We start from the raw sequence: 25290 nt of genomic DNA, 5'->3' as shown, positions 1-25290 counted from the left end.
GGCGGTGGCGGGGAGTGTGACCTAGCGTCGATGGCACCACTCCACATCATGAGCAGGAGGGCCGCTCGCGCATGGCTGTCCATCGGGTTGTCACTCTCGCCTTCCGCGATCCCGAGCAGTGCCGGGTCGCCTACGCCGATGCCCTGCGGCTGCCGGGGCTGCGCCAGGTCGCGGTCCTCGAACGCGCCGCGGACGGCACGCTGGACGTTCCCCTCTGCGAGGACACGGAAGCGGGCGAGGCGACGGTCGGTGCCGGAGCGGTGGGCGGGCTGCTCGGCCTTGCCGCCGGTCCGCTGGGCGCGCTCCTCGGGGCCACGGCGGGCGCCGCGCTCGGCAGCACGCTGGAGGCGCAGCGCGAGGGGGCGGAGTACGCCGGGATGATCCTGCTCAGCGCGGACGTGGAGGACGGCACGAGCCTGCTCGTCCTGGACGTCAAGGAGGCGGCCGAGGCGCCGGTCGACGACCTGGCGGCCCGCTACGGCACGGTGGCCCGGCGCGAGGACGCGAAGGACTTCGCCGCCCGCGCCCGTACGGCGTGGAAGAACGCCTGATCCTGGCGCTTCCCGGTGTGTCGGCCCAGGGGCGTCACGGGGTGGGCCGCGGGGCGCGCGCGAACCTGCGGGCGACGGGTTCCTGCGTCATGCCGTGCAGCGCGACGCTCAGCAGGACCGTCGTGCACATCACTCTGATGATGAAGGCGCTGTCGTCCGGCGGCAGTTGGATGGAGGCGAGCAGGGCGAAGACGATGGACGTGACGCCGCGTGAGCCGAGCCAGGCGATCGCCCGGCGTTCGGTGCGGGGCAGGTCGGTGCCCGCCAGCGAGGCCATCACGGGCACCAGGCGGGCCACGGTCAGGGCGAGCAGCCCGTACAGGACGACGCGCCCGGAGACGCCGTCGGCGAACGCGTCGGTGGCCATCTTGCCCAGGGTGAACCACACGGCCAGGGCCATCAGCTCCGAGACCTCGTGCACGAGGCCGAGGTTGTCCCCGGCGATCGCGTGGGCGGTGGTGGCGTACCACAGGCCGGTGACGAAGGCCGCGACGAAGCCGTTGCCGCCCGCGGTGGTGGCGACGGCATAGGCGAGGAACGGCAGGGCGAGGCTGGCCGTGCGCAGTGCGGCCGGGCGGGCCCAGCCGTCGTCCCACGCCCGCCGGACGAGCCAGGCGGCCCCCGTTCCCAGCAGGCTGCCGACGACGACGGCGAGGAGCGCGCCCTTGACGACGCTCCAGAGCAGCTCCGCGAACGTACTGCCGTGTGCGGTGGCCAGGTTCGCCACGCAGAACAGGAAGAGGGGGGAGACGAGGCCGTCGTTGAAGCCACCCTCGATGTTCAGCGCGGCCCGCACCCGCAGCGGGACCCGCGCGTCGCGCAGGAATCCGGCGATCGGCGCGAGGTCGACGGGCATGACGACGAGCGCGGCCACCGCCAGGAGCCACCAGCTGGTGCCGGGGAAGACGACGGCGCCGATGAGGGTGGCCAGGGCGACGGAGGCGGGCAGCGCGATGCCGAGCAGACGGCCTTCGCCGACGGACCTGCCGAGGCGTTCGTAGTCGCGGGCCTCGGTGGCGTCCATGAACAGCATCACGGCCAGCACGATCTCGACGGCCACCTCGAAGCTGTGCGCCTCCAGGTCGAACGGCACGGCCGGGTGCGGGCCACGGGTGAGGACGATGCCCGCCACGACGAAGGCGATCGGCGCGGTGATGCTCCATCGGGCCAGCCGATGCGAGACGAGGGACCAGAGGAACAGCAGCGACAGCACAACGATGAAAGCCGGCACGACAACCCGCAGCAGAGGACGTGGGGGAACTCCCGTGAACAGGGATGACCAGTCTCGGGGCCGCCGCCCCGGGAGGAGGGATTGACACGCCCTGAATGCCTCGGGCGGCGAAGTCGCCAGCCGGTTGCCCGGGGGTGGCGTCCTGGGTGACCAAGCAGTGGCGCACGAGGTGGAGGAACACCGACCGCGCCCGGTCGCACAGGGGCCACAGGGGCGCGACCACCGCGCCCGCGCCCTCCCGGAGCAGGGCGTCGGCCAGGTGCAGCGACGCCTCTGCGTCGGTGGTCACGCCGTCGCCGTGGCAGTCGGTGACCAGTACGGCGGTGGGGGGACGGTCGCTGTGGCGAATGGCTTCGGCAACGGATGACATGGCCAACGGGCCCTCGGAAAGCATGAGTTCGTACCCTCCGAAGTCGGCAGGGCCGGAGAGGAGCAGGACACCGCCGTCGGCCGGGGGGCGCCGTGCGCAGCCGCAACAGCGCGTCCTTGGGGTCGCGCGTGGGCGTCACCGGAGCCTTGGGGGGCGGTGTCCCGCAACCGGGCGCGCGGGGGAGGGTCGCCGCGTCGCACAGTGCCCGGGCGGAGACGGCGTAGGAGAACTCCGCGGCCTCCAGGGCGTATGCGTCGCCACTGGCGGAGCGGTGCTGGGCGTGCTGTCGCGCCGCGTGCCAGGGGACGGTGCCGAGGGCGCCCAACGGCACCAGGACGAGGCGAGCGCGTCCTTCGAAGCCGCCGCCCGTGCCGTGGCGGCCGCGAGTACGGCCGCGGCCGTGCACAAGGCCACGGGGGCCGCGCGGGTCGCGAAGCCCCGGTCCGCGGCCAACGGCAGCCTGACGGCGGAGGCTTCGGGCACGCGGGTGGACCTGCCCGCCACCGGCGCCGGGAAGCTGACGGTCACGGACCCCACGGGCGCGCGGATCAAGATCGGCCTGCCCGGCTCGGACGCGGCGAAGGCCCACACGTCCGCCGAGGGCACCGTGGTCTACCCGCAGCTGACGGAAGGCGCCACGGACGTCGCCGCGCAGGTCGAGCCGGACGGCAGCGCGAGCGCCCTGGTCACGCTGCGGGACGCGTCCGCTCCCACCGAGTACCGCTTCCCCCTCGAACTGCCCAAGGACGCCGTCCCCATCCTCACCGAGGACGACAGCCTGGTCATCGCCGACGGCACGACCGACAGCACGGCCGAGGGCGAGGGTGACATCATCGGGGCGTTCGAAGCGCCCTGGGCCAAGGACGCCAACGGCAAGGCGATCGCCACCAGCTACCGCCTCGACGGCAACGACCTCGTCCGGACGATCCAGACCGACGCGTCCACCGCCTACCCGGTGGTGGCCGACCCCAAGTGGTGGGACAAGACCAAGGGCTGGGCCAAGAAGGCGGGCAAGACGGTCTGGAAGTACGGCAAGAAGTACGGCATCAGGTGCGCCAAGGGGGCCTGGCACGGAGCCAGGAACCCCGGGGCCACGACCGCACAGCAGAAGGCCGCGTTCGCCGCCGCGGGCTGCGTGTTCTTCGCCATCAAGAAGTAGCACTCCCGCCCCCACCGTCCGTACGCGGAAACACGAGAAAGGCAGGCAGGCCGACATGACCAGCAGCCTTGAAGAGGCCGAGGCCACGCTGTTCAGCGACCGGAAGAAGGACTTCTCCGGCGCTCTGCTGGACCTCCACAGGGCCGGCGGGCCCCGGGCGGACGCCGCCGTCATGGGCTTCGTCACGCGCCTGTCCGCGCTCGACCACCTCGACGACCTGTACGAGCCGGACCTCCACGGCCTCGCCATCCGGGTCGCGGCGGAGCTGGACCCCGACCGGGACGTGGAGCCCTTCCGCGACCTGCTCGAGCCCCGCCCCCCGAAGAACCGTCTGGTCCGCAAGGTGATGAGCTGGGGCGCCCTGGCGTACCCCGACACCTTTCCGCGCTCGGCGTGGGGGTACACGCGGCTCAGGCGCCTGACTCCGCCGCCCGTCGAGCGCTACACCCTGCGCCTCGGAGCGGACAGCGCCACGGTCCGCGTCTCCGCGGCCATGGCCCTGGGCGACACGGCCGATCCGGCCGCCCTCGACCCGCTGGCCGACGTCCTGGACGACCCGTCAACGGACGTCCGCCTGCACGCGGTGCAGTCCGTACGACGACTGCACCACGCGGCAGCGGCATCGGTGCTGGACGGCCACCCGGCCGAGGCCGGTCTGGTCGAGGCACTGGGCGACCGGCGACCTCAGATCCGGGACGCGGCCGTGCAGACCCTGATGCTCTGGCAGCGCTCAGAGCTGGTGCATCAGGCGGCGTCCACCGCGGACGCCGCGCTCGCCGAATCTCTGCGGCACACGCTGACCAGGGCAGTTGATCCGCTGCCGCAGACGTGGCCGGGGGACAGTACGACCCTCTGAGAGGGGAAGGCACAGGTGGGGCGCCTCGTGGGATACGGGGCGCCCCACCTGTGTGACGGCCGACCGGTCACCGTGGTCGGCCGGGAGCCGTGCGCGATCTAGGAATCAGGATCCCTGCGGGCGCCGTTCGGGCTCATGAGCTGGGGGAGCAGGATGCGTGCCAGGTGGTCGGTGCCGGTGGCGTTGATGACCGCCACCGTGGCGAGCTCGCAGTTGAGGTTGCGGCGGATGGTGGTGGTGAGTTCGGTGGCGAGCAGGGAGTCGATGCCGAGGTTCTTGAGGGCGATGGACTGGTCGATACGTTCGGTGGGGGTGCGCAGAAGTCGTGCGAGGAGTTCGGTGAGGGTGTCGCGCACCAGGGTTTCGGCCTGGGGAGGGTCGAGCGCGGTGATCTGTTCGCGCAGGGTGTGGGAGTCGTCGGTGTTCTCGGGGACGGCCGCGAGGACGTGGGCGTGGCGGGGGACGTCGCCCGCCACGGTGGCGGTGCGCACCCGGTGCCAGTCGACGTGGGCGACGACGGTGGCGACGTCGACGGTGGAGTGGGTGAGGAGCGCGAGGGAATCGAGGGCCGCGGCGGGGGCCAGCGGGGTGGTGATCTGCCGGCCCAGGTATTCGTCCGAGTAGGTGCGGGCGGCGTAACCCACCTCGGTGATGGCGCCCCAGCCGACAGCGAGGGCCGGCAGGCCGTCCTGGCGGCGGGCGCGGGCCAGGGCTTCGGTGTAGACGTTGGCCGCGTTGTAGTTGGCCTGGCCGGGCCAGCCGAGCAGGGAGCTGGTGGAGCTGTAGAGGACGAAGAGGTCGAGGTCGTGGTGGCGGGTGTGGGTGTCCAGGAGACGCGCGCCCTTGGCCTTGGCGGGCAGCGCGGCGCGGAAGGCCGAGTCGGTGGAGTCCCTGAGGAGGGTGTCGTTGAGTTCCATCGCGGCGTGGACGACACCGCGCAGCGGCAGGGGAGCGGAGTCGATGACCGTACGGAGGGCGGCGGGGTCGGTGACGTCGGCCGCGTGGACACTGACGTCCACGCCCTGGGCGCGCAGGTCGGTGAGGAGGGCCGCGGATTCGCTGGTGCTGTCGCCGCGGCGGCCGACGAGGGTGAGGTGCCGGGCTCCCAGGGTGGCGAGGTGGCGGGCGGTGGCGGCGCCGAAGCCGTTGAGGCCGCCGGTGATCAGGTAGGAGCCGTGGGGGTTCAGGCGGAGTGGTGCGGGCGCGGAGCGGACCGGCGGGCGTTCTTCGAGGGACAGGACGACCTTGCCGACGTGGCGGGAGTGCCGGAAGAGGGTGAAGGCCTCCTGCAGCTGCGCCGCGGGATGGATGCTGTGCGGAAGCGGCCGGTAGACGCCGCGGCGGACGAGATCGGTGACGGCCTCGGTGAGGCGCCGAGCCCGGTGCGGTGGACCTGCGACGATCTTGAGGATGTCGACGGCCAGATAGCTGCAGTTGGCGGCGAGGGCCTTGAGCAGCAGGCGGCTGTTGTCCTGGAAGCCGCGTTTGCCGAGTTCCACGAACCGGCCGCCGGGGCGCAGGAGTTCGAGGCTGCGGGCGGCGGCTTCGCCGGTCAGGGAGTTGACGACCACGTCGACTCCCTCGCCGGAGGTGAGGCGGCGGACCTGTTCGGCGAAGTCCAGGCTGCGTGAGTCGAGGACATGCGCGACCCCCAGGTGGCGGAGCAGACGGCGCTTGGCAGGGGTGCCCGCTGTGGCGATGACCTGGGCACCGACGTGCCGCGCGTGTTGCAGCACGGCCAGGCCGACGCCCCCCGCGCCGCCGTGGACCAGGACCGTCTCGCCCGCCTGTAGGTCCGCGCGGTCGGTGAGGCCGTAGTGGACGGTGGCGAAGGCGATGGGGAGCGTCGTGGCTTCGGCGAAGCTCATGCCGTCGGGGATGTGCCCCGCCAGGTGGGCGGGTGTGGTCATCCGGGAGGCGATCGAGGTGGTGGTGAAGGCGAACACGCGGTCACCCGGGGCGAAGCCGGTCACTCCGGGGCCGACTCCGGTGACGGTGCCCGCGCACTCCAGACCCACGCGGTCGTGCTGGAAGCCGGGCGTGTCGGTGTCTTCGGTGATCAAGCCGGTGACGGTCATGACGTCGTGGTAGTTGAGCGCGGCGGCCTGCACAGCGATCGCGATCTGGCCGGGGGCGGGGCCGGGGGCGCCTTCCGTGTCCTGGATCCACGACAGCGCCGCCGCCCCGCCGCCACGGTCGGTGTGAAGGCGGTAGGGGCCGCTGGCCGCAGCGGGGGCTGCGGGCAGCCGGGCCCTGGTGCGCGGGGCGAAGCAGCCACCGCGCGTCAGGACGAGCTCGTCCTCCGCCGTGTCCGCGTTGACCACTTGAGCCAGCCGCGCGGCGTCCTGGGCGGGGTCGTCCCCGCGGTCCAGGGACACGCGCCGGATCCGCAGCGAAGGCTCTTCGTTCGCCAGGCTGCGTGCCATGCCCCACACGGCCGCGTCCGAGGGCGCGAGGGGGCGCTCGGGGGCGGGCAGGGCCCCGCTGGGCCGGGTGACGACGACGAGGGGCAGCGGGTCGGGGGAGGGGTCGCGGTGCCGGGCGGCGACCAGATCCCGCAGCATGGCGGCCCGTCGGAGCATGGGATCGATGAGGTCCTGGTCCGGTGACGGGACGAGCCCCTGGCCGGGCGGGGAAGGGCACGACGGCCCTCCGTACCACGGCGGCGACTCGCCCGACGAGCTGCCCGACGCCGCCTCGTCAAGAAGGACGACGACACCGGACGGGCGCTCACCCTCGGACGGCGGCCACTCCACACGCGAGCTGTCACCCGCGGAAACGACCGCCACGTCCGGGCCCCCGGACCCCCGCAGGGACTCGACGAGGCGACCAGCAAGCTCCCCCTCAGGGCGCTCCGCGACGACGAGCCACCGCACGGGGTTCTGGCCGGCGGGTGCCGACGCGACAGGCGTCGTATCAAGGGCCGTGCGGGTGGCGAGGATGACGCTGTCCTCGGCGTCGTCGACGTCGAGGTCCTGCGTGGCGTACGTGGCGTCGGTGAAGCCGCACTCGGCGAGCAGCGGCATCCACCGGTCGGCGGTCAGCAGGCAGCTGCGGGTGCGCAGGGGAGCGTCGGCGAACGTCCAGAAGCCGTCGAATCCGCCGAAGCACAGGTCGTCGAGGCGCGGGTCGCTCGACTCCACGGCCAGGAGCGCTCCCCGGCTGCCGAGCAGCGAGGTCACGTGGTGGAGCGCCTGGGTGAGGCGTGGCGCGACGTGCAGGACGTTGGCGGCGATCACCAGGTCGAACTCGCCCTCGGCGAAGCCCTGCGCCACGGGGTCGGCGGTGATGTCCAGCGTGCGGTACTCGACGAAGTCGTAGGCGGTGAAGCGCTCCTGGGCACGGGTGAAGAACCCGGCCGACACGTCGGTGAAGACGTACCGGGTGCGCTCCGGAGGCAGCAGGGGGAGGAGGGACGCGGTGGTGCCACCGGTGCCGCCGCCGATCTCCAGCACGTGGAGCGGCCGGTCGGCGGGCCATCGCGCGAGGAACTCGCGCAGGTAGATCCCGGCGTTTCGCCGGGCCAGGCGTGAGGGGACCGTGGAGCTGTACACCTGCTCGATGAGGTCCCGGTCGGCGCCGTTGAACATGAGGTCCACCGGGTCGAGGTCACCGCGGAGCATGGGGGCCAAGTGGCTGCCGCACAGGGTGCACAGGGTCAGGAAGGCCGCCTCGGACGGGAAGTCGGCCGTCATCTGCTGAAGCACGGCCGCGGGGCGTGGCGGCGCGACGAGCCGCCAGCGGGGATCCTCCGCGTCGTCACCGAGGGCCGTCATGACGCCGGCGTCGCAGGCCATCCGGGCCAGCGAGCGGACCAGCAGTTCCCTGTCGGGCCGCAGCCCCGCCGCCAGCAGTCGGCCGAGGGTGAACTCCTCCTCGCCGGGCAGCATGTCCCGCACGGCCTGGGCGAAGAAGTGGCCGCTGAGCTCGCCGGTCCGGGCGGCCAGGCCGTTCTCCCTGCTGTCCCGCCACCCGCGCGGCAGGGCCTGCCGTTCGGCTCGGGTCGCCCGCGCCAGGTCGGACGCCGCGATGGCCGGGGCGGGGACGGCGGCCAGCGGCACCGCGCGCAGCTCAGTGGTGTAGTACTCCGTGGGCCGACGGCGGCGCTCGTCCAGGGCCTTGAGACGTACCTCGGTCATCTCCAGGGTGACAGCGCCATGGAGGTCGGTCACCGTGACGTCCACGACGCCTTCGTCGGATGTGACCGCCCGCGCCCGTACGTCGATGAGGCCGAGGGCGTCCGGGGTGTCCCAGTACCGGAGGGCACCGGCGGATACGGGCACGTAGATCCGGCCGTCGTCGGGCAGCAGCGCCAGCGCGGTCTGCAACGCGGCGTCCATGACGACCGGGTGGCCGTGAAAGGAGGTGGTGGTGGACGGCAGCGCGTACCGGGCCGAAGCAGCGTTGGCCGTCGCCCGCAGACTGTGCAGGATCCGCAGGTGCGGACCGTAGTTCAGGCCGGCGTCGGCACAGCGGGCGTAGTGGTCCTGGGCCGCCCGCTCCCCGGCACCGGCCTCGGGCGGGTCCGATGCCGTGTGGTCCAGGGGGCCGGGCCGGGGCCGCAGAAGGCGCCGGACCTGGGCGCGCGCGTGGGCCTGCCAGCTGGAACCGTCGCCGTCGGTGCTGCTGATCTGCGTCACGCCGTCGTCAGGACTGAAGCTGGTGCGCAACCGCACGTCCATCGCGTCGTCCTGCCAGGGAAGGGTCAGCGCGGTGTCGATGCGCAGACCGAGGACCTCAACGGGCGCGCCGAACACCTCGGCACCCGCGGCCAGAGCCATCTCGGCGAAGGCCATGCCGGGCATGACCACGCTCTCGCTGATCGTGTGGTCGCCCGCCCACGGCACCCTCTCGGGCTCCACGTCGCACTCCCAGCCGGGCTCGGGGCCCGGTATCCGCTCACCCAGGAGCGGGTGCCCGGTGCTGCCGAGCACAAGGCGTTCGTCCCACCAGTCGGGGGCTCCGTGCCAGTGCCGCTCGTGCTGCCAGGGGTAGGTCGGCAGGTCGACCACCCGGGCAGGCCGGGGGAACCACTCCTTCCATACGACGTCGGCGCCGACGGCCAGCAGATGTGCGAGTGCGGTGTCGAGCGCGGCGGACCCGTCGCCGTCGCGGAGCAGCGTGGGGATGACGGCCGTCTGCCCCGAGACGGTGGAGCACAGCCGGGTGAGATAACCCCGGAGGACGTGGTGAGGCCCGATCTCCACGAACGTGTCGCAGCCCGCGGCGAGCAACTCCTGCACGGCCGAGCCGAACCGCACCGGCTGCCGTACGTTGTCCCACCAGTAGTGGGCGCCCAGCGTGCGGGTGTCGACGAGCCCGCCGGTCACGGTCGAGGTGAACGCCGTGTCCGTGGTGCGCGCCTCGACGCCTTCGAGGGCGGCGAGGAGACCGTCACGGATGCCGTCCATCGCCGAGGTGTGGAACGCGTAGTCCAGGTCGAGCAGCCGGAAGAAGATGCCTTGTCGCGCGGCTTCGGCACCCAGCTCCTCCAGCGCGTCCTGCGGGCCGCCGACGGTGAGGTCGCGATCGCTGTTGAACGCCGTGACCTCCAGGCGTCCTTCGTACGGGGCCAGCAGGCGGCGGGCCTCTTCGCCGCCGACCCCGATGGCGGCCATGCGGCCCAGGCCCGCGGTCGGCCCCTGCGCCCGGCTGCGCTCGGCGACCACGCGGCACGCCGTGGCCAGGTCGAGGGCGCCCGCGGCCCACGCCGCCGCGACTTCCCCGACGCTGTGCCCGACCACCGCCTCCGGCTTGAAGCCCCGCGCGGCAAGCACGCACACCGTGGCCACCTGCACGGTGAACAACAACGGCTGGGCGATCTCCGTCGCGGCCGAGCTCTCCGCCTTCGCCGCGCGCAGCTCCTGCTCCACCGACCAGCCGAGGGCGGGTGTCAGGAGCGCGTCTACCCGGGCTACGGCGGCGGCGAACACCGCGTCGCCGTCCAGCAGATCGGCGCCCATGCCCGCCCACTGAGCGCCGTTGCCGCTGAACGCGAACGCCACCTTGCCGCGCGGTACGCCTCGGGCGGTGGCTGTCCCGCGGGAGCCGGGTGAGCGCTCGGCGAGGGCCCGCAGCCGCTCGGCGGCCTGCTGTGCGGTGCCCGCAAGGACCACCGCGCGGTACGGGTGCCGCTCGCGGCGGTGGGCCGAGGTGGCGGCGAGGTGGTAGAAGTCCCGTTGGTCCAGGCCCTCCAGGTGCCGCACCATCCGCTCCGACGCTTCGGCGAGAGCGTCGCGGGTGCGCGCCGAGACGACGACCGGTACGTCCCCGTGCCCGGTCGCCTCGGCAGGAGCGGGCGGGGCCGACGGCGCGGCCGCGAGGATCGCGTGGGCGTTGGACCCGCCCGCCCCGAAGGAGTTGACGCCGACCAGCGAGCGCGCGGTCACCTCAAGAGGGCGTGCGGCCAGGACGGGTTCGAGCCCCAGAGCGGTGAAGTCGATCGCCTGGCTGAGGGGAGTGGCGTGCAGGGAGGCGGGGATCGCTCCGTGGCGGAGTACGAGCATCGCCTTGAGCAGACCCGCGATCCCGGAAGCGCCTTCGAGATGGCCCACGTTGGTCTTGATCGAGCCGATCGGCAGGGGATCGGCCGCCCCCCGCGAGCGGCCCATCGCCATCCCCAGCGCCCGGCACTCGATCGGATCCCCCACCGGCGTCCCCGTGCCGTGGGTCTCCAGATACACCACATCGCCCGGATCGACGCCCGCACGGCGATAGACCTGCTCCAGAAGGGACCGCTGCGCTCCCGCGTCCGGTACGGAAATGCCCGGCGTGTGACCGTCGTTGTTGGTGGCGGTGCCCCGGATGAGCGCGTGGATGCGGTCGCCGTCGCGTTGGGCGTCCGCGAGTCGTTTGAGGACCACCAGGCCGCCGCCCTCGCCGCGCGCGTACCCGTCCGCGGCAGCGGAGAACGTCTGTGAACGGCCTCGTCTGGACAGCATCGTGGCACGGGAGGAGGCGACGAAGTCGGTCGGAGCCAGCAACAGGTTGGCGCCGCCCGCCACGGCCATGCCCACCCGTCCCCGGTGCAGCGCTTCGCACGCCTCGTGCAGGGCCACCAGAGACGACGAGCACGCGGACTCCACCACCACGCTCGGCCCGCGGAGATCGAAGTGGAAGGAGATGCGGTTGGCGGCGAAGGAGGTCATGATCCCCAGCGCGCTGTGGCTGTCCATCAACTTGGGACGCATCGCCTGCAGCGTCGCGTAGCTGTGCCCTCCCACGGACACGAAGACGCCGGTGTCCGTGCCCGCCAGCGAGCTGGTGACGGCACCCGCGTCGTCCAGGGCCTCCACCGCGAGCTCGAGGAGCAGCCGGTGCTGCGGGTCCATCTGAGCCGCTTCGCGCGGGGAGATCTGAAAGTAGTCGGCGTCGAAGCCCGCCACGTCCGCCAGGAACGCGCCCGCCACCGTGTACGACTTGCCGCTCCGGTGGGGGTTGGCCGACAACCACCGTTCGGCGTCGAACCTGTCGGGCGGCGCCACACCGACCAGATCACGCCCTCCCATCAGGGCGGTCCATAACTCGTCCAGACCATTGATCCCGCCCGGCAGGCGGCACGAGGCGCCCACCACTGCTATCGGCTCATCCAGAGTCACGAAAGGTCCACCCTCCACCACCGCCTCCTTTGAGCCAGAGCAGGTGCCACCGCAACAGAAGCTGCCCAAGGGGGCGGTTGATAGCCGTGGGCCCAGAAGGATGGCGGAATTATTCGTAGCTATGCGCTCTGTACACACTTCTGTTCGCGGCCATCCTGACAAATCCGTTCCGCCGCGGCCAGCGGCGGGCTGTCCTTGGGCAGGCCGATCCGGTTCACCAGGGAGGAAGGTGGCGACGTGGGGTCCGCGAACTCGTATGCACCCGGCACGCTCCCCTCGGCCGAGGGTGGGCACGGGGCGGGCCGCTCGGCACACTGAGGGGCAGGTTCTGGCCGCCGACTTCCCTTGCAAGACAAGGGAGGTGGAGCTTACAGCGGCTTCCTGCGCCGACTGGCGGCGGACTGGCGGCGCCTGGAGGCGGATTGCGTGCGGCGGGCCATGCGGAACACCTGTGACGGAGCCAAGGACACCGCGAGGGACGACGGCTCACTGTTCCACGAGCTCGCCCGATGCCGTACTGCCCGGCGAATCGAGGGCCCAGTGGCCGGATGAAGAGCAGCGCGACCGAGCCCACTGAGCCCGCGGTGAGGCGGCTCTCCAGCACCCAGTAATGCTCGCCGACTCGCTCAACGGCGTGCGATCGCGCGGTGGCCGGGGCGCTGAGGCGGCCACCCGCCTAGGGGTTGCAGTTGAGGACGATGCCCTCGTTGACGCGGCACACGTCGTTGCCGGGGCCGCCGTCGACCTCGCCGTCGTTCAGCAGGACTTGGATCTCGTCGTCGCCCGCATTGCCGTGGATCCGGCCGAGTTGGCCGTTGTGGGAGGCGATGACGTCGTCGTTGCCGTCTCCGGCCTGGACGAGGCCCGTGTTCTCCTCTTCAAGGCGGACGGTGTCCTGGCCTTTGCCGCCGTTGATGACTCCGGCGTGGTTGAAGGTGACCCGGATGGTGTCGTTCCCGTCGTGGCCGAAGATCACGTCTCCGGAGACGAGGCTGTCGCACCGGATGTCGTCGTCTCCAGCCGTTCCGTCGATCTCGGGGCCCGGTTGGGGCTGGCCGTTGACGAAGCAGTTCGACGCCGCGGGCTCCGCGCCGGCGTGAGTCGCGTCCAGGGTGACGGCGGTGAGCGTGAGGGCGGCCATGAGGGTCGCCAACCGAGCTGCCCACCGGGCGGATACGTTGGGTCGGAGTGTGTTTGCACCGGCCATGGGCGACTTGTCCATGACCTCAGAGTCAAGCCAATGCGCCGCCCTGGCGACGGTGCGGGAGGTGAAATCACTCGTGCGTGGCGCTCATTCATCCTCTCGGGTGGTGTCGCGGCAGCCGATGTCTCTCGCGGCTTCGGCCGAGGGGGCCCGTATCTCCGAGGCACCGGTCGGGACCCCCTGTTCCGCTGAGCGGACCGGAACGTGTGCCATCGGCCTCGCCTAGGCATTCTGGGCAAGCCGTGACGGCAGGGGCGGCGGCGCCGGATGTGTCCGGGCGGGGGAGTGGACAGGGCTGTAGGAGCCGTGGCGCGGATGACGGGCGAGCAGGGCCGGGCGAGGGGCCGGCCCCGCTCGGTCGGCAGGAGGCCGAGTCGCCGGGCAGCGCGGTCGAGCCCGGTTCCGTAGCACCCACCCACCCGTCTCGCGTTCGAGCGCCGCGCCGCCGTCGGGCCGCCACATCGATCGGAGGAGCACGCGATGAGTACAGCCACCCCTGGGACATCCGCGGACCTGGTCCCGCGGACGCGTAACGTCGAGGTGTCCGCAGCTGATTGGGTCTATCTGCGGGACACCATCAAAGTGAACAGTGCCCTGTTACAGGAGATCCGCGCGGACAGACCGGCCCCGGGCACGCGGCTGGTGCTGATAGCCCGTGAGATCACGCACGATCCCGGATACGTCCTGCCCCTCACCGGGTACCCAGTGCTGCTGGTCGCCGAGACCTACCGGGGCAACGGCGGAGGCGTCGACACCACCGGCCCGGTCGGTGCCGCCGGTGCGGTCGGCAGTGCCGGGGGCACCGGCGGCGGTTCGGGCGGCCGCGACGGCAAGGCCGGAGGCCCGGGCGGCAACGGCGCGCCAGGGGGCGCCGCCACCCCGATCACCCTGCTCGCGGCGCGGGCCTGGGACGTACGGCTGATCGCGCGGGGCGGCACGGGAGGACCGGGCGGCACCGGCGGCCAAGGAGGCCAGGGCAAGGACGGCACCAAGCCGCCCAAGCCCGGGGAGGACGGCCGGGATCCCGGCTACGGCGGTCCGGGCGGACGCGGCGGAAACGGGGCGGTCGGCGGGCCGGGCGCCCAGATACGCGTGGAGACGGTCGAGGGGTCGGGCGTGCTGGGCGACGGCAAGGGCGGCGACGCCGGACCCGCGGGGCCGGGAGGCGGCGGAGGAGCGGGAGGAGGGGGGTACAACGGCCCCGGAGAGCCCGGGCGGGACGGTACGGCGGGCCAGCCCGGACCGGCGGCGGGACCGAGCGTGGCTGCCGAGTTCCGCACGCACACCGCCGACGCGTGGTGGGCCATGGTGCGCGGGGAGCTGGGTGCGGCGTACACCGAGGCCTGGGCGGAGTACCGGACACGGGTCGGCGAGTACCTGTTCCGCTGTTACGCACCGGGCCTGGCGGAGCGGAACGACAACCGGATCACGGCCGGACACGAGTTCACCCAGGCGCTCGTGCTGCGGCCGGGGCATGCCCGTGCGGTGGAACTGTCCCAGTATCTCGCCACCAACCTGACCCCCCTCGGGGTGCCGTACGACGTGGACGTCGTGCCGAACTTCCCGGCGCAGGAACAGTTCGTCACCGCCTACGGCGACCTGGTGGTGGGCGTGTACACCGCGGCGACGGACCTGCTGCTCTTCGCCAAGGGGGAGGCGCAGAAGATCCAGCTGGTCGAGTCCGACCTGGGCCACTTCAACGACATGAAGACGGTCCTGGACACGGAGCGAAGGGCGGCCAAGGCGGGAGTCGACGCCGCCAAGGGCCGGGCGGACATCCTCGACAAGCAGCTGCGCGAGGTCCAGGCCCAACTCGACGCGGTCCGCGCGAAGCTGGTCAGCGAGCGCCTGGAGTTCCCTCCCGGCAACGATCTGGGCGCGGTGATCGGCGCCGCGATCGTCATCGCCGCCGCTGTCTCCGCCCTCTACACCGGCGGTGCCACCATCGCGGCGATGCTCGCCGCGGGCGACATGATCGCCAAGAGCGCCGCGTCCATGGAGGGCTTCGACACGGTCACCGGGAAGTACCGGGACGGCAGCTATCTGGTCAACTGGTTCGACTGGACCGCTGACGGCCCCAAGCCGCGCCCCGGGGTCGACATCAAGACCTCCAAGCTCACCGACCTCGGGGACCAGGCCGCCAAGTTCATCGACGCGTCCGGGACCCTGGTCCAGCTCTTCCAGGCCAAGGTCGACGGAAAGCTGGAGAACGAGGAGAAGAACCTGCTGGCCCGGCAGGTGGAGCTGGTCAGGGAGCGGGCGCTGCAGATGCTGGAGATCACCCATCAGCAACTGAACCTGGCCGCGGCCGATGCCAAGATCGCCGTCAACACGAACGACATCGCGCGGCTGACGAACCTGGAGGCGGGCTGGCAGCGTGACATCACGCAGCTCACCGACATCTGCCGCCGGATGGTCACCCGCAACCAGCACTACATGGACCTGCTGACCGAGTACTGCTACTACGCCAACCGGACAGTGGACCTGTGGACCTTCAGCAGCCACACGCCCGTGTTCACCTTCGACTACGGCTTCCTGCACCCGGATGACATCGAGAACGCCTACCACCCGCTGGCCCGCGGTGACGACAGCCGGGTGAACGGCCTGCTGGAGAAGTACCAGAACTCCAAGAGACAGCTGTTCGCGCTCATGGACCGGCGCAAGGAGTACGACTCGTACGGCCTGGACCAGGACGTCCTCTACCTCCGCGTGACCACTCCCGAGGTGCTGAACGCACTCCGGACCAACGGCACCGCCACCTTCACCGTTCCCCTCGACGCGTTCGTCGACCGCTTCGAGATGAAGACCGCCTACCTGCACGTCGGCCTGCTCGGCGCCACGTCTGCCAACCCCCGCATGACCGTCCTGGTCGAGCATCCGGGCACGGCCACCAACCGGTATCGCGACGGCTCTCCGCGCACGGCGGCGGCGGGCCCGCGGACCAGCACGGTCCAGGCGACCTTCGACAAGAGCGACCCCGGCAGGCCGATGACCGATCAGGCCTTCTACGGCCGCAGCCCCGCCACCACCTGGCGCCTCACCATCGAGCGGTCCACAGCCCAGGAGGCCCAGCTCGACCTCGCCGGTCTGAGCGCCGTCCACGTCACCCTCTGGTACTGGCACTTCCGCCGGAAGTCCTCCGGCCCGGCGCCCGCGCCCATGACCGTATGGGCGGACTTCGACGGTGACGGCGTCCTGGACGAGACGGTCTGGGAACCGGCGCGGGGACTCTGGCGCGTCCGGCGAACCTCGGGCGGCGAAGCCCTCACCGAGACCTGGGGGCAGGCCGGTGACGTTCCCGTACCCGCCGACTACGACGGCGACGGCAAGGCGGAACTCGCCGTGTTCGACCCTTCGAGCGGCAAGCTGTTCACCCGCCCCCTGCTGGGCGGCCGCGTGACGGCGTACCACTGGGCCACCGCCGATCACGTGCTGACAGCCGAGGAGCAGACCGGAGCGGAACGCCTGATAGCCGCGCTGGAGGTGTGCGCCAGGCGCCTGTCCGACACGCAGCGCGCCGCGGAAGCCGTCGAGCCGCAGCAAGCGGCGTGCCGCCTCCTGCGCCGCCTGGCCCGGCTGGATGCCCGCCACCTGCCCAAGACCATCGAGGCGCTGGTCCTCCTGACGCACTACCTCGCGGCGGCGGGCCGCTGGGAGGAGTCGGTGACCACCGGCGAGGAGGCCATCGCGCTCGCCAGGAAGCTGGCCGCGGATCACCCGCAGGACGACGCGCTCGTCCACCGCGCGGCCGAGACCGTGATCGGGATCGCCGGGCTCTGGTGGCAACGGTCCGAGCTCCAGGCCAGAGCCGCCGACCTCGCCCTTCAGGGCACCTTGACGGCCGGTGTGCTGGCGGCCAAGAACCCCGCTCACCGGCCCCGGTTCGCGGCCTGGGCCACCTCGCCGACCACGCCATTCCTCGTACACGTCGGCCGTATGGACGAGGCGTACCTGCTCGGAACGCAAGCCATCACCCTCTACCGCACGCTCGCCGCGGAGAAGCCGGATGACGACGAGCTGGCGTACCGCATCTCGTGGTCGTCCATCGACGTCGCTCTCCATCTGTGGAGTGAGCCCGAACTCCAGGCCAAGGCGACGGACATCACCGTCTCCGCCATCGACAACCTACGGATCCTCTGCAGAAGGACGTCCGCCTACCGTCGGCAGTTCGCCCAGTGGGCGGCTTCTCCGGCCGCGGCGTTCCTCGCCCAGTCCGGGCGTTGGGATGAGGCGGTGGCGGTGGGCGACGAGTCCATCAGCCTCTACCGCGTGCTCATCGCGGAGAACCCGGGTGATGAGGAGCTCTCCTACCGCCTTTCCTGGGCATCGATCGACGTCGCCCTCCACCTCTGGGGCAAGCCCGAACTCCAGGCCAAGGCAACCGACCTCACCGTCACGGCCATCGACAACCTGCGGATCCTCAGCACGCGGAACCCCTCCTACCGCCCGCAACTGGCCGACTGGATCATGTCGCCCACCACGTCCTTCCTGCTCGGCACGGGCCAGAAGCAGCGCGCCATCGACCTGGTGCGGGAAGCCGTCGACCTCTACACCCAGCTCAACACCCAGGACCCCGTCACCTACGGACCCAAACTCGCCAATGCCAAGAAGACACTGGAGCAACTCCAGTCCTGATCCCGCAGGGCGCTGCGGCCGGCGTCGAACCTGTCCCGGCCGCAGCGAGGGGGTTCCCGCTTGGACAGGCGCCTCAGCCCCGGCCGCTGGAGAACGGCAGCGGCCCCGGAGCCCCGGGGTGAGCTCAGAGCCGCCAGCCGCGGATGCGGTCGGCCGCCTGGTACACGGTGGTCTTGCGGCCCTGGATGTCACGGACCAGTTCGACGAGCGCGCCGTAGGGCGGGTCGATGCCTTCGCCGCAGGCGTGCATGTAGGAGACGGCGACCTGGCAGGCGTACAGGGAGTTGCGGTGCGGCAGGGGTTCGAGCCGGACCAGGGTGTGCAGCAGGGCCGCGGCGCGCCAGGCGGCGTCGGGCGGTGTGATGCCGGGGCGGGGGATACGGGTCTTGTGGCGGGCCACTGCCGCGACCAGGGCGGAGTAGTCCGCGACGGTGACGTCCTCGGGCACGGACTGCTCCTGGACGTCGAGCAGCCAGGCGATGTCGATGTGGAGGACCATCAGGCGGCTTCGGTGCCCTGCGTGCGGGTCGACGGCGGCACCTCGTCGGGGAAGGCCTCGTCGAACTCGCCGCGGTGCTGCTCGCCCCAGGACACGGCGTACCGCACGAACTGCAGCCGCTGCTTCTCGCGCAGCGACAGGTCGTGGACGTACTGCTTGAGGGAGACGCCCGCGGCGGCCGCGGCGGCCCGCAGCTCCTCCATCTCCTCGTCGCTGTAGCTGATGTTCAAAGACGGCATGACCCCGATGGTACCTACTAGGTACCTTGATCGGAATCCCCCGTTCGCGGCAGCTCGGCTCGCCTGCCCGGGCGGGTCAGCTCCGGCGCCGGTACTCGCGGGCCAGCAGGCGCAGTGCCGCGGGGACGGAGGCGCGCGCCGACGAGCTCAGCAGCCGTGCTCCCTTGCGCCTGGCGGCGTCGGCTGTCAGTTCCTCCATGGCGATGAGCGCCCTGCCCATCGGACGGTGCGCCTCGGGCAGGTGCGTCACCAGCGTGCGGCTCTCGACGAGGCTGGCCCGCGCTTGCCGGATCAGCTCGTCCAGCAGGGAGCGAACCTCCGGCGAGTCCCGGTGCGACTCGAGGTCGGCACGGGTCACCCCGTGCCGCTCCAGCGTCCGCACGGGGATGTTGAGCCGTCCCGCGCGCAGGTCTTCGGCCAAGTCGGTGGCGAAGTCGAGACGCTGGCTTCCGTCGATGAACCGACGGCAGGCGCCGCGGTAGCCCACGTCGTCCGGGTCGGGCACCAGCAGACCGGCCACGAGCAGGAACGCGGGCAGCGAGTAGGCGTCGACGTAGTGCTGGTAGTCCTCTTCCCCGGCGAACCCGGTGAACTCCAGGTCCACCCGCCCGGCGTCGAGGAACTCCTTGATGTGGTGTTCGAGCCGGGGGTACGCCCCGTGCGTGTGCAGGAGGGGGCGCAGCACGGGGTGGTCGCTCTGCCGGGCCGTCAGCGCTTCGCGCACCAGCTCCGCCCACCGCTCGTAGGCGGCGGCACGCTCCTCCACCGGCCCTTCCCGGTCGAGGATGGTGTCGGTGTGGTGCATGAAGACGGTCGCGGCGATCACGTGCGGCACGATGGGCCCGGGCAGCAGCAGGCGGACCGCCAGGTACTGGTGGCGCCGGTAGCGCGAGACCACGCGGCGCAGGCGGGTGAAGTCCGCACGCAGCTCGGGACTGTCGATGCCCGCCGCGTCCAGCGTGGCCTTCCACGAATTCATCGCACTCCTCAGCTTTCCGGACGGCGACCCGCCGACCGACGAACGATCCGTACCCCGACGTGACCGTACGCGGTCCTGGCGGAACGGCAACGGCCCCCACCCCGCGCAGCGCTGCGCACCGCGTCGGTGTGCGACGTCGCGGCCGGGCGCACGGGCGGCGGCGCGGCCGAAAAGTCGGCGGCGGCGCTGGTCTCCGCGCGGAGCGACAGCCTGAGCTACGCCGGCGAGCAGGTCACGCGAGGCGAGAAGGGTGAGCTCAAGAGCCCTGGTGGCGGTCGCGCGGGGCGCCCGTCGCGGCCAGGAGGGGGCGGTGACGTAGCGGTGACGTAGGCCAGGGAGCATGCCCGGCATGACCGAAAACTCCCACACGTCTTTGTCCGACGCCGCGCCCCCGCCCGGCGGCGGCGATCACGCACGGCCCCCCTTCTACATCACCTCCGTAGAGGAGAAGGAACTGCGGGTCAAGGCAGAGCTGCTGGTGCCTTCGCTGACGGTGGAGCAGCCTTCGTCCTTCGACGAGTATGTGCGCCAGCTGCTCGTGCCGCCGGTCGTGGCGGACCTGGTGCGCAAGGCCGCCCATGTGCGCCTGGCGACCTGGGAGGTGCAGGCCATCCGCGCCCTTCTCGCGCCTCCCGCCCGGCCACCTGGGAAGCCGGGCAAGGAGCCTGCTCCGGGGGGTGCCGGGCTGCTGCGGGAGATCCTCATCAAGAAGGCCGCCATCGACCCCACGCACCCGCCCTACATCCGGGTGGCCTGCACCGGCCGCGGCACCTACGACGATCTCGCCGTCGACCGCGGCGATGCCCCCGCCGATGCCTGGAGTGCGGATTTCGGGTCTCCGGCAGTGCTGGAGATCTGGCCGGCCCAGCACTACTCGCCCATCCACTCCCACGGCGACACCACCGGCATCATCTTGTGCCTGACCGGCCGACTCGACGTCATGTCCTACGACCGGCTGGCATGGGAGGCGGACAAACGCGGTCTGGGCACCCTCACCCCGGGCATGTGCGCCTGGCTGTCCAGAAAGCACTACGCCGTCCACAAGGTCCACTGCCCCCTCGACGGCGGCCCGCGGCCCGCCGCGCTCCTGAACGACACCGGTGACTTCGCCGCCAGCTTCCACGTCTACCTCAACGAAGACGAGACCTCCGTCCAAGAACACGTCCCGGCCGTCCTCTCCCGCGACGTCTTCCGGTACATCGACGAGCACGACCACACCGAGAAGAGCTTCACCACCTACTCCGACCTGTCCTGGAGCGTGCTGCGCCACACGATGGCCCGCATCGCCACCCGGCAGTAGACGCCCCGCCCCACCGGGGACATCCGGCTCAGCCTTGGCCGGGGGCTTTCAGGTCGGCATCAGAAGGCGGGTGCCCTCGGTACGCAGGGGGCTGGCGGGGCTGTGGGGTCCAGGGCGCGTTTGACCAGTCCGATCGCGCGTGGGCTGTACGACATGCTCAAGTGGGCGGACAAGTCGACGAAGCATCCTTCCTGCAAGGCGATGTTCTGCACGGTCGCTCCGGGGCCCGCTGTCATGAACGTGCTCTGCCAGGGGGTGGTGATCTCGTCGTACTTCGTGCCGATCACGGTGTAGTCGACTCCGGGAACGGTGTCGCCGTCGGCGTTGAGCTCCTTGATGAAGTCGGATTTCACGTACTGCTGGATGCCGGCCTTCCCCAGGGGCTTCTCGCCGAGTCCGAGGATGTGGAGCTTGTCGGCGAGGGTCTCGATGCCGCTGAGGGTGGTGCCGTGGTTGGTCGCGCCGAGTTGGATGACCTTTTTGACCTTGTTCTTCGAGGGGTCGCTCGGGTTCGCGCCGCCGTCGGCCTTGAGGTACCAGCGGGACAGGGTTCCGCCCTGGGAGTGGCCGACGAGGTCCACCTGGCCGGAGCCGCTGGCGGCGAGCACCTTGTCCACGAAGGCGGCCAGTTCCTTGGAGGACTTCTTGATGTCTCCGTAGCCCTTGACGGTGGGGGCGAGAGCCACTGCGGCGTCGTCGGTGTCGCCGAAGTCGAGGGCGTAGACGCAGTAGCCCTGGGCCTTCAACTCGGGGGACATCCGGGCCCAGTTGTTGTAGCGGTTCTCGTAGGTGCCGTGTACCAGGACGACCGGACGCGGGTGGGCGGCGCTGGGACGGCAGTTCCAGTCATTGGCGCCCGGCGGATCGATGTCGAGGCGGAGGATGGAGTAGACCATGGCAGGAAGGAAATTGTCCTGCTCCGGGCCGGTCGCCGCGGCCGCGGACGTGGAGGTGGCCATGACCGTCGCCGCGGCGGCGGCACAGACGGCGGTGACGTATCTGGGTATGTGCAAGACGGCTCCTGGGGGTGTGGGGGACTCGGGCTACGCGCGATGTCGCGATGTTCCGCATGAGTGCCGGCCGAGGAGGGAGCCTTGGGTGCTCTCCGTCGGCGTTCCCTCCGGATGACGCACCGTCAGGCCCATGGCCCTGCTGCCGCCCGAGGCGATCTCACCCGGGAGCTTCTGGATCTGCTCGTCCTTCGGGTCGTTCAGCAGCGGCTCGTCGGCACTCAACATGGCCGCGACGCTACCGACCCGCCCGTGCCCACTACACCGTTTTCCCGAGATCAGCTCAGATCAGAGGCTGCCGTACGGTAGGTGCGGGGCGAACCCGCTGCCGCGGAGCAGCACGGTGACGCCGCCGTCAGCACGCAGGACGTCGACGCTGTGGGCGACGGTGGGGTGGGCGTCCTGGGCATGGTTCCAGCGCGGCGATCGGTAGCTTGAGCCCGATGCCTTCGGTCATGAGGTCCGGCGTGAGAGTGTCGCTGATGCCCGCAGCCCACGTGTCGACGGCGCTCGCGAGGCGGTGCCCCTTCTGTGCACAGGCCGCGCACTGCCAGGAGGCGCTCCGCTCCCTCGGCGCCTTCGGCCGCACCGACCCTCCGGGACAGCGTGGGGGCCGACGCGGACTCCGGCGTAGGTGTTAGGGGCGACTCACCTCCTGCTCGACCACGTGCACCTGGTGCGGGGCGCGGTTTCGAGGGTGGTTGGGGTTGAGGAACCACTTGCGGGCCGAGGCCAGCCACCAGGTGGCGCAGAAGGCGATGACGACGCCGACGGCGAGGGGGGCGTAGTTGAAGGTCTTGGCGGTGACGGGGGAGGCCTGGGGGAGCATGAAGAGCACGGTGATCACCGCGACCCAGGCGACGGCGATGGTGCCGATGATGGTGGACCAGGAGCCGAGGTGCCAGGGGCCGCGTTCGAAGCGGTCGCCCTGGCGCAGGCGGAGGTAGGTGGGGATGACGTAGGCGATGTACAGGCCGATCGTCGCGATCGACGTCACTGCCGCGTAGGCGGTGCTGTTCCACAGGTAGGGCAGGCCCAGGCAGAAGGCGCCGCCGGTGGCGAGCCAGACGGCGTTGGTCGGGGTGCGGGTGCCCGGGTGGAGCTTGTGCCAGATCCGGGAGTAGGGCAGGGCGCCGTCGCGGGAGAAGGCGTAGATCATGCGGGAGTTGGCGGTGACCGAGGCCATGCCGCAGAAGAGTTGCGCGACGATGATCACGACGAGGAGCCACTTGCCGGTGGCCGTGCCGAGGGCGTCCATGAGGATCTGGGCCGGGGGGACGCCGGTGTCGGAGTCGAGGGCGCCGCTGTAGGACTGGATGGCGTAGGTGAAGCCGAAGAGCAGGACGAACCCGGCGACCAGGGAGACCACGATCGAGCGGACGATGCCCTTGGGCCCGGCGGTGGCGGCGTCGATGGTTTCCTCGGTCATGTGGGCGGAGGCGTCGTAGCCGGTGAAGGTGTACTGGGCCATCAGCAGTCCGATGGCCACCACGTAGAGGCTGGAGGTGAAGCCGGTGTTGTTGACGAACTCGCCGAAGACGAAGCGGGTGGACTGGTGGTGGTCGGGGACGAGGACCAGGGCGCCGCAGATGAGCAGGACGCCGCCGATGTGCCACCAGATGGAGACCTCGTTGAGGAGGGCGACGATGCGTACGCCGAAGGTGTTGAGGATGCCGTGCAGGACGAGGATGGCTCCGAAGAGGGTGATGGTGTGGCCGGGGGTGGCTTCGTAGCCGAATTGGAGGTCGAGGAGGGCGTTGAGGAAGGTGGCGGCGCCGAAGTCGATGCCCGCGGTGACCGCGATCTGCCCGAGGGTGTTGAACCAGCCGGTGAACCACGCCCAGGCGGCGGCGGTGCGGGGCGGGCCCATGCGGTGGGCCCAGAAGTACAGGCCCGCGCTGGTGGGGTAGGAGGAGCAGACCTCGGCCATGGACAGGCCGACGAACAGGGTCATCAGGCCGACGAAGAGCCAGCCCCACATGATGACGGCGGGGCCGCCGGTGTTCATGCCGTAGCCGTACAGCGTCATGCAGCCGGAGAGGATCGAGATGATGGTGAAGCTGACGCCGAAGTTGGCGCGGCCGGACATGGAGCGCGACAGCGTCTGGCGATAGCCGAGCTGCTTGAGGCGCTCCTCGTCGGAGACGCGGGATACATCGAGAGGCACCGGGTGCCCTTCCCTTCCTGTACGAGTCGTGCGTGACACGTGGGTGACGGTGTTGGCGTGCGGAAGCGGCTTCGCCCTCAGGGGCGCTTTCGCCGCCGGGGCGGGCTGTAGGCCCAGCTGCGGTGGCGCAGGAACAGCTCACGGGCGCGGCCGCAGTAGGACCAGGGGACGTGCGTGGCGTACGGGCCGATCGCGTCGAAGACCTCGCGGGCCTCGTCGTGGCGGTTCGCGAACGACAGGGCGTGCGCCAGGTAGTTGGCGTCGTCGGCGAAGCAGGCGTGCGGCTGCGGCGCCCGGTGGCGCCACCAGCGCTGCAGTGCCTGCTCGGCCTGGGGACAGTCGGCCCAGGGGTGGATCACCAGGCCGTACGCGCCCTGGTTCTGCTCCTGCCGACAGCGGTGCGCCTCGGCAAGGACCACCAGCGGCAGCACCGCGAGGGGCAGGCCCCGGGGAGCGAGGGCCACCTGCTCCTCGGCCCACCACATGGCCTCGCCCTGGGCGCCGTGGTGGCGGGGGAAGAGGTAGGTGACGATCTCGTGGTGGGCCTCGCGGTTCCACGGATCGCGTCGCTTGATCTCCGACCACACGTGGTTGAGGGTGTCGCGGTCGGGGGCGTGGGTGCGCAGCAGCGCGAGCATGACCACCAGCGGCGCCACGTCCTGCGGCCACACCTCAAGGGCGGCGCGGCAGGTGGCCCAGGCCTCTTCCATCTGGGTCCGGCCCTCGTCGTATCCTGCGATCATCGCGCGCAGGGCCTGCACGTTCGCGAGCAGGGCGAGGGCGTGCGCGGAGTGCGGCTCGGCCTCGGCCCAGGTGTCGGCGAACCTGAGGCGCGCCCCGGCCTCGGCGAGGACCTGAAGGCGGAAGATCCTCCGGTCCCAGTCCGACCCGGTGGCGACGAGCACGTCCCGCGGCCCTTCCCACCGGCCCATCGAGGCGTCCTCGAGCACGTGCCGCAGCGCCTCGTCGTCCCGCGCCGGGTGTGAGTCAAGCTTGGCGGACACGGCTCGGCTTCCTGCGGGCGGCCGGAAGCCCTGCTCCGGGGCGTTCGGCCGCATCGCGGGGGAGTCGGATACGACGTCGGCCGGGGCCCCGGAGCAGGGGGCTGCGGGTGATGTGCCCTCGCCGCCGGGCGCCGTGGGGCGGAGATTGTCCTGATGCCATGTGCGTCGTCCCCCTCATGGTCTGTGCCGCCGGTTCACGTGGCCAGTTACGAGTGACGTTGCTGTGCGTGCCGTCCGAAGAGGCCTGCGTGCGGTGGCTCTTGGAGATCAGGGCGGGGCGTGCTGGTGGTCGTGGTCCGTGGTGCAGTCGCCCTGTGGTGCAGTCGGCCTGTGGTGCCGTGGTCCCGTGGTGCCGACGCCTTCATGGCGCCGCGGTGCCGTGCTGCCCTCACCGGCGAGTGCGGGCCCCGTTCCGCGGCGATGACGAGCGCGTGCGGCCGTCAGCGAGTCCGGGGGAGGGTGGTGAACCCCGCCCGGTGTGCGGGGGC

General features: G+C 71.4%; 15 protein-coding genes and 1 pseudogene. 5 read left to right on the top strand and 11 right to left on the bottom strand.

Features of this window, described 5'->3' with window-relative positions:
• The first annotated feature begins 71 nt into the window (after positions 1–71).
• A complete protein-coding gene (locus C9F11_RS01800; protein WP_138957565.1) occupies positions 72–551 on the top strand; it encodes a hypothetical protein in 480 nt (159 codons plus the stop codon).
• A 34-nt stretch (positions 552–585) separates the two neighbouring features.
• Here C9F11_RS01800 and C9F11_RS01795 read toward each other — a convergent pair whose 3' ends face one another.
• Positions 586–1782 carry a cation:proton antiporter gene (locus tag C9F11_RS01795; protein WP_138957564.1) on the bottom strand — a complete coding sequence of 399 codons (1197 nt, stop codon included), beginning with the start codon at positions 1780–1782 and terminating at the stop codon, positions 586–588.
• A gap of 605 nt (positions 1783–2387) precedes the next feature.
• Positions 2388–2483: pseudogene (locus C9F11_RS49890) on the bottom strand (hypothetical protein); the annotation flags it as partial.
• Here C9F11_RS49890 and C9F11_RS01790 point away from each other — a divergent pair.
• Positions 2448–3311 (top strand): hypothetical protein, encoded by an 864-nt coding sequence (locus C9F11_RS01790; protein ID WP_138957563.1) that lies wholly within the window; start codon positions 2448–2450, stop codon positions 3309–3311. The pseudogene C9F11_RS49890 and the gene C9F11_RS01790 overlap by 36 nt on opposite strands.
• A 55-nt stretch (positions 3312–3366) precedes the next feature.
• Positions 3367–4167 (top strand): HEAT repeat domain-containing protein, encoded by an 801-nt coding sequence (locus C9F11_RS01785; RefSeq protein WP_138957562.1) that lies wholly within the window; start codon positions 3367–3369, stop codon positions 4165–4167.
• Positions 4168–4265: 98 nt separating this feature from the next.
• Here the strand turns inward: C9F11_RS01785 and C9F11_RS01780 are convergent, their stop codons facing one another.
• Together C9F11_RS01780 and C9F11_RS01775 are read right to left on the bottom strand one after the other, a co-directional pair.
• On the bottom strand, positions 4266–11741 hold the full coding sequence (locus C9F11_RS01780) for a type I polyketide synthase (protein ID WP_269078123.1): 7476 nt from the start codon (positions 11739–11741) through the stop codon (positions 4266–4268).
• A 700-nt stretch (positions 11742–12441) separates the two neighbouring features.
• Entirely contained in the window at positions 12442–12906 is a 465-nt protein-coding gene (locus C9F11_RS01775) for a hypothetical protein (RefSeq protein ID WP_138957560.1), read from the bottom strand.
• A gap of 543 nt (positions 12907–13449) precedes the next feature.
• Between C9F11_RS01775 and C9F11_RS01770 the strand changes: the two genes are divergently transcribed.
• Positions 13450–17604 (top strand): VCBS repeat-containing protein, encoded by a 4155-nt coding sequence (locus C9F11_RS01770; protein ID WP_138957559.1) that lies wholly within the window; start codon positions 13450–13452, stop codon positions 17602–17604.
• Positions 17605–17728: 124 nt separating this feature from the next.
• Here C9F11_RS01770 and C9F11_RS01765 read toward each other — a convergent pair whose 3' ends face one another.
• The 3 genes from C9F11_RS01765 to C9F11_RS01755 form a co-directional block, all read right to left on the bottom strand.
• A complete protein-coding gene (locus C9F11_RS01765; RefSeq protein WP_138957558.1) occupies positions 17729–18103 on the bottom strand; it encodes a toxin Doc in 375 nt (124 codons plus the stop codon).
• Entirely contained in the window at positions 18103–18342 is a 240-nt protein-coding gene (locus C9F11_RS01760) for a hypothetical protein (protein ID WP_138957557.1), read from the bottom strand. The genes C9F11_RS01765 and C9F11_RS01760 overlap by 1 nt, the downstream gene beginning before the upstream one ends.
• A gap of 76 nt (positions 18343–18418) precedes the next feature.
• Positions 18419–19321, bottom strand: a complete 903-nt coding sequence (locus tag C9F11_RS01755; RefSeq protein ID WP_138957556.1) for a squalene/phytoene synthase family protein — start codon at positions 19319–19321, stop codon at positions 18419–18421.
• A gap of 349 nt (positions 19322–19670) precedes the next feature.
• Here C9F11_RS01755 and C9F11_RS01750 point away from each other — a divergent pair, with 349 nt between their 5' ends.
• Positions 19671–20621 (top strand): hypothetical protein, encoded by a 951-nt coding sequence (locus C9F11_RS01750; RefSeq protein WP_138957555.1) that lies wholly within the window; start codon positions 19671–19673, stop codon positions 20619–20621.
• Positions 20622–20680: 59 nt separating this feature from the next.
• Here the strand turns inward: C9F11_RS01750 and C9F11_RS01745 are convergent, their stop codons facing one another.
• From C9F11_RS01745 to C9F11_RS01730, 4 genes are all read right to left on the bottom strand, one after another.
• Positions 20681–21634, bottom strand: a complete 954-nt coding sequence (locus C9F11_RS01745; protein ID WP_212767786.1) for an alpha/beta fold hydrolase — start codon at positions 21632–21634, stop codon at positions 20681–20683.
• Between the two features lie 30 nt (positions 21635–21664).
• Entirely contained in the window at positions 21665–21859 is a 195-nt protein-coding gene (locus C9F11_RS01740; RefSeq protein WP_138957554.1) for a hypothetical protein, read from the bottom strand.
• A 409-nt stretch (positions 21860–22268) separates the two neighbouring features.
• A complete protein-coding gene (locus C9F11_RS01735; RefSeq protein ID WP_249401549.1) occupies positions 22269–23798 on the bottom strand; it encodes an amino acid permease in 1530 nt (509 codons plus the stop codon).
• Between the two features lie 77 nt (positions 23799–23875).
• Positions 23876–24802 carry a hypothetical protein gene (locus tag C9F11_RS01730; protein ID WP_249401548.1) on the bottom strand — a complete coding sequence of 309 codons (927 nt, stop codon included), beginning with the start codon at positions 24800–24802 and terminating at the stop codon, positions 23876–23878.
• Positions 24803–25290 lie beyond the last annotated feature (488 nt).

The organism is Streptomyces sp. YIM 121038 (assembly GCF_006088715.1).
Taxonomy (GTDB): domain Bacteria; phylum Actinomycetota; class Actinomycetes; order Streptomycetales; family Streptomycetaceae; genus Streptomyces.
Note: the sequence above shows the minus strand (reverse complement) of the source record. Positions and strands in the feature narration are given on the sequence as shown.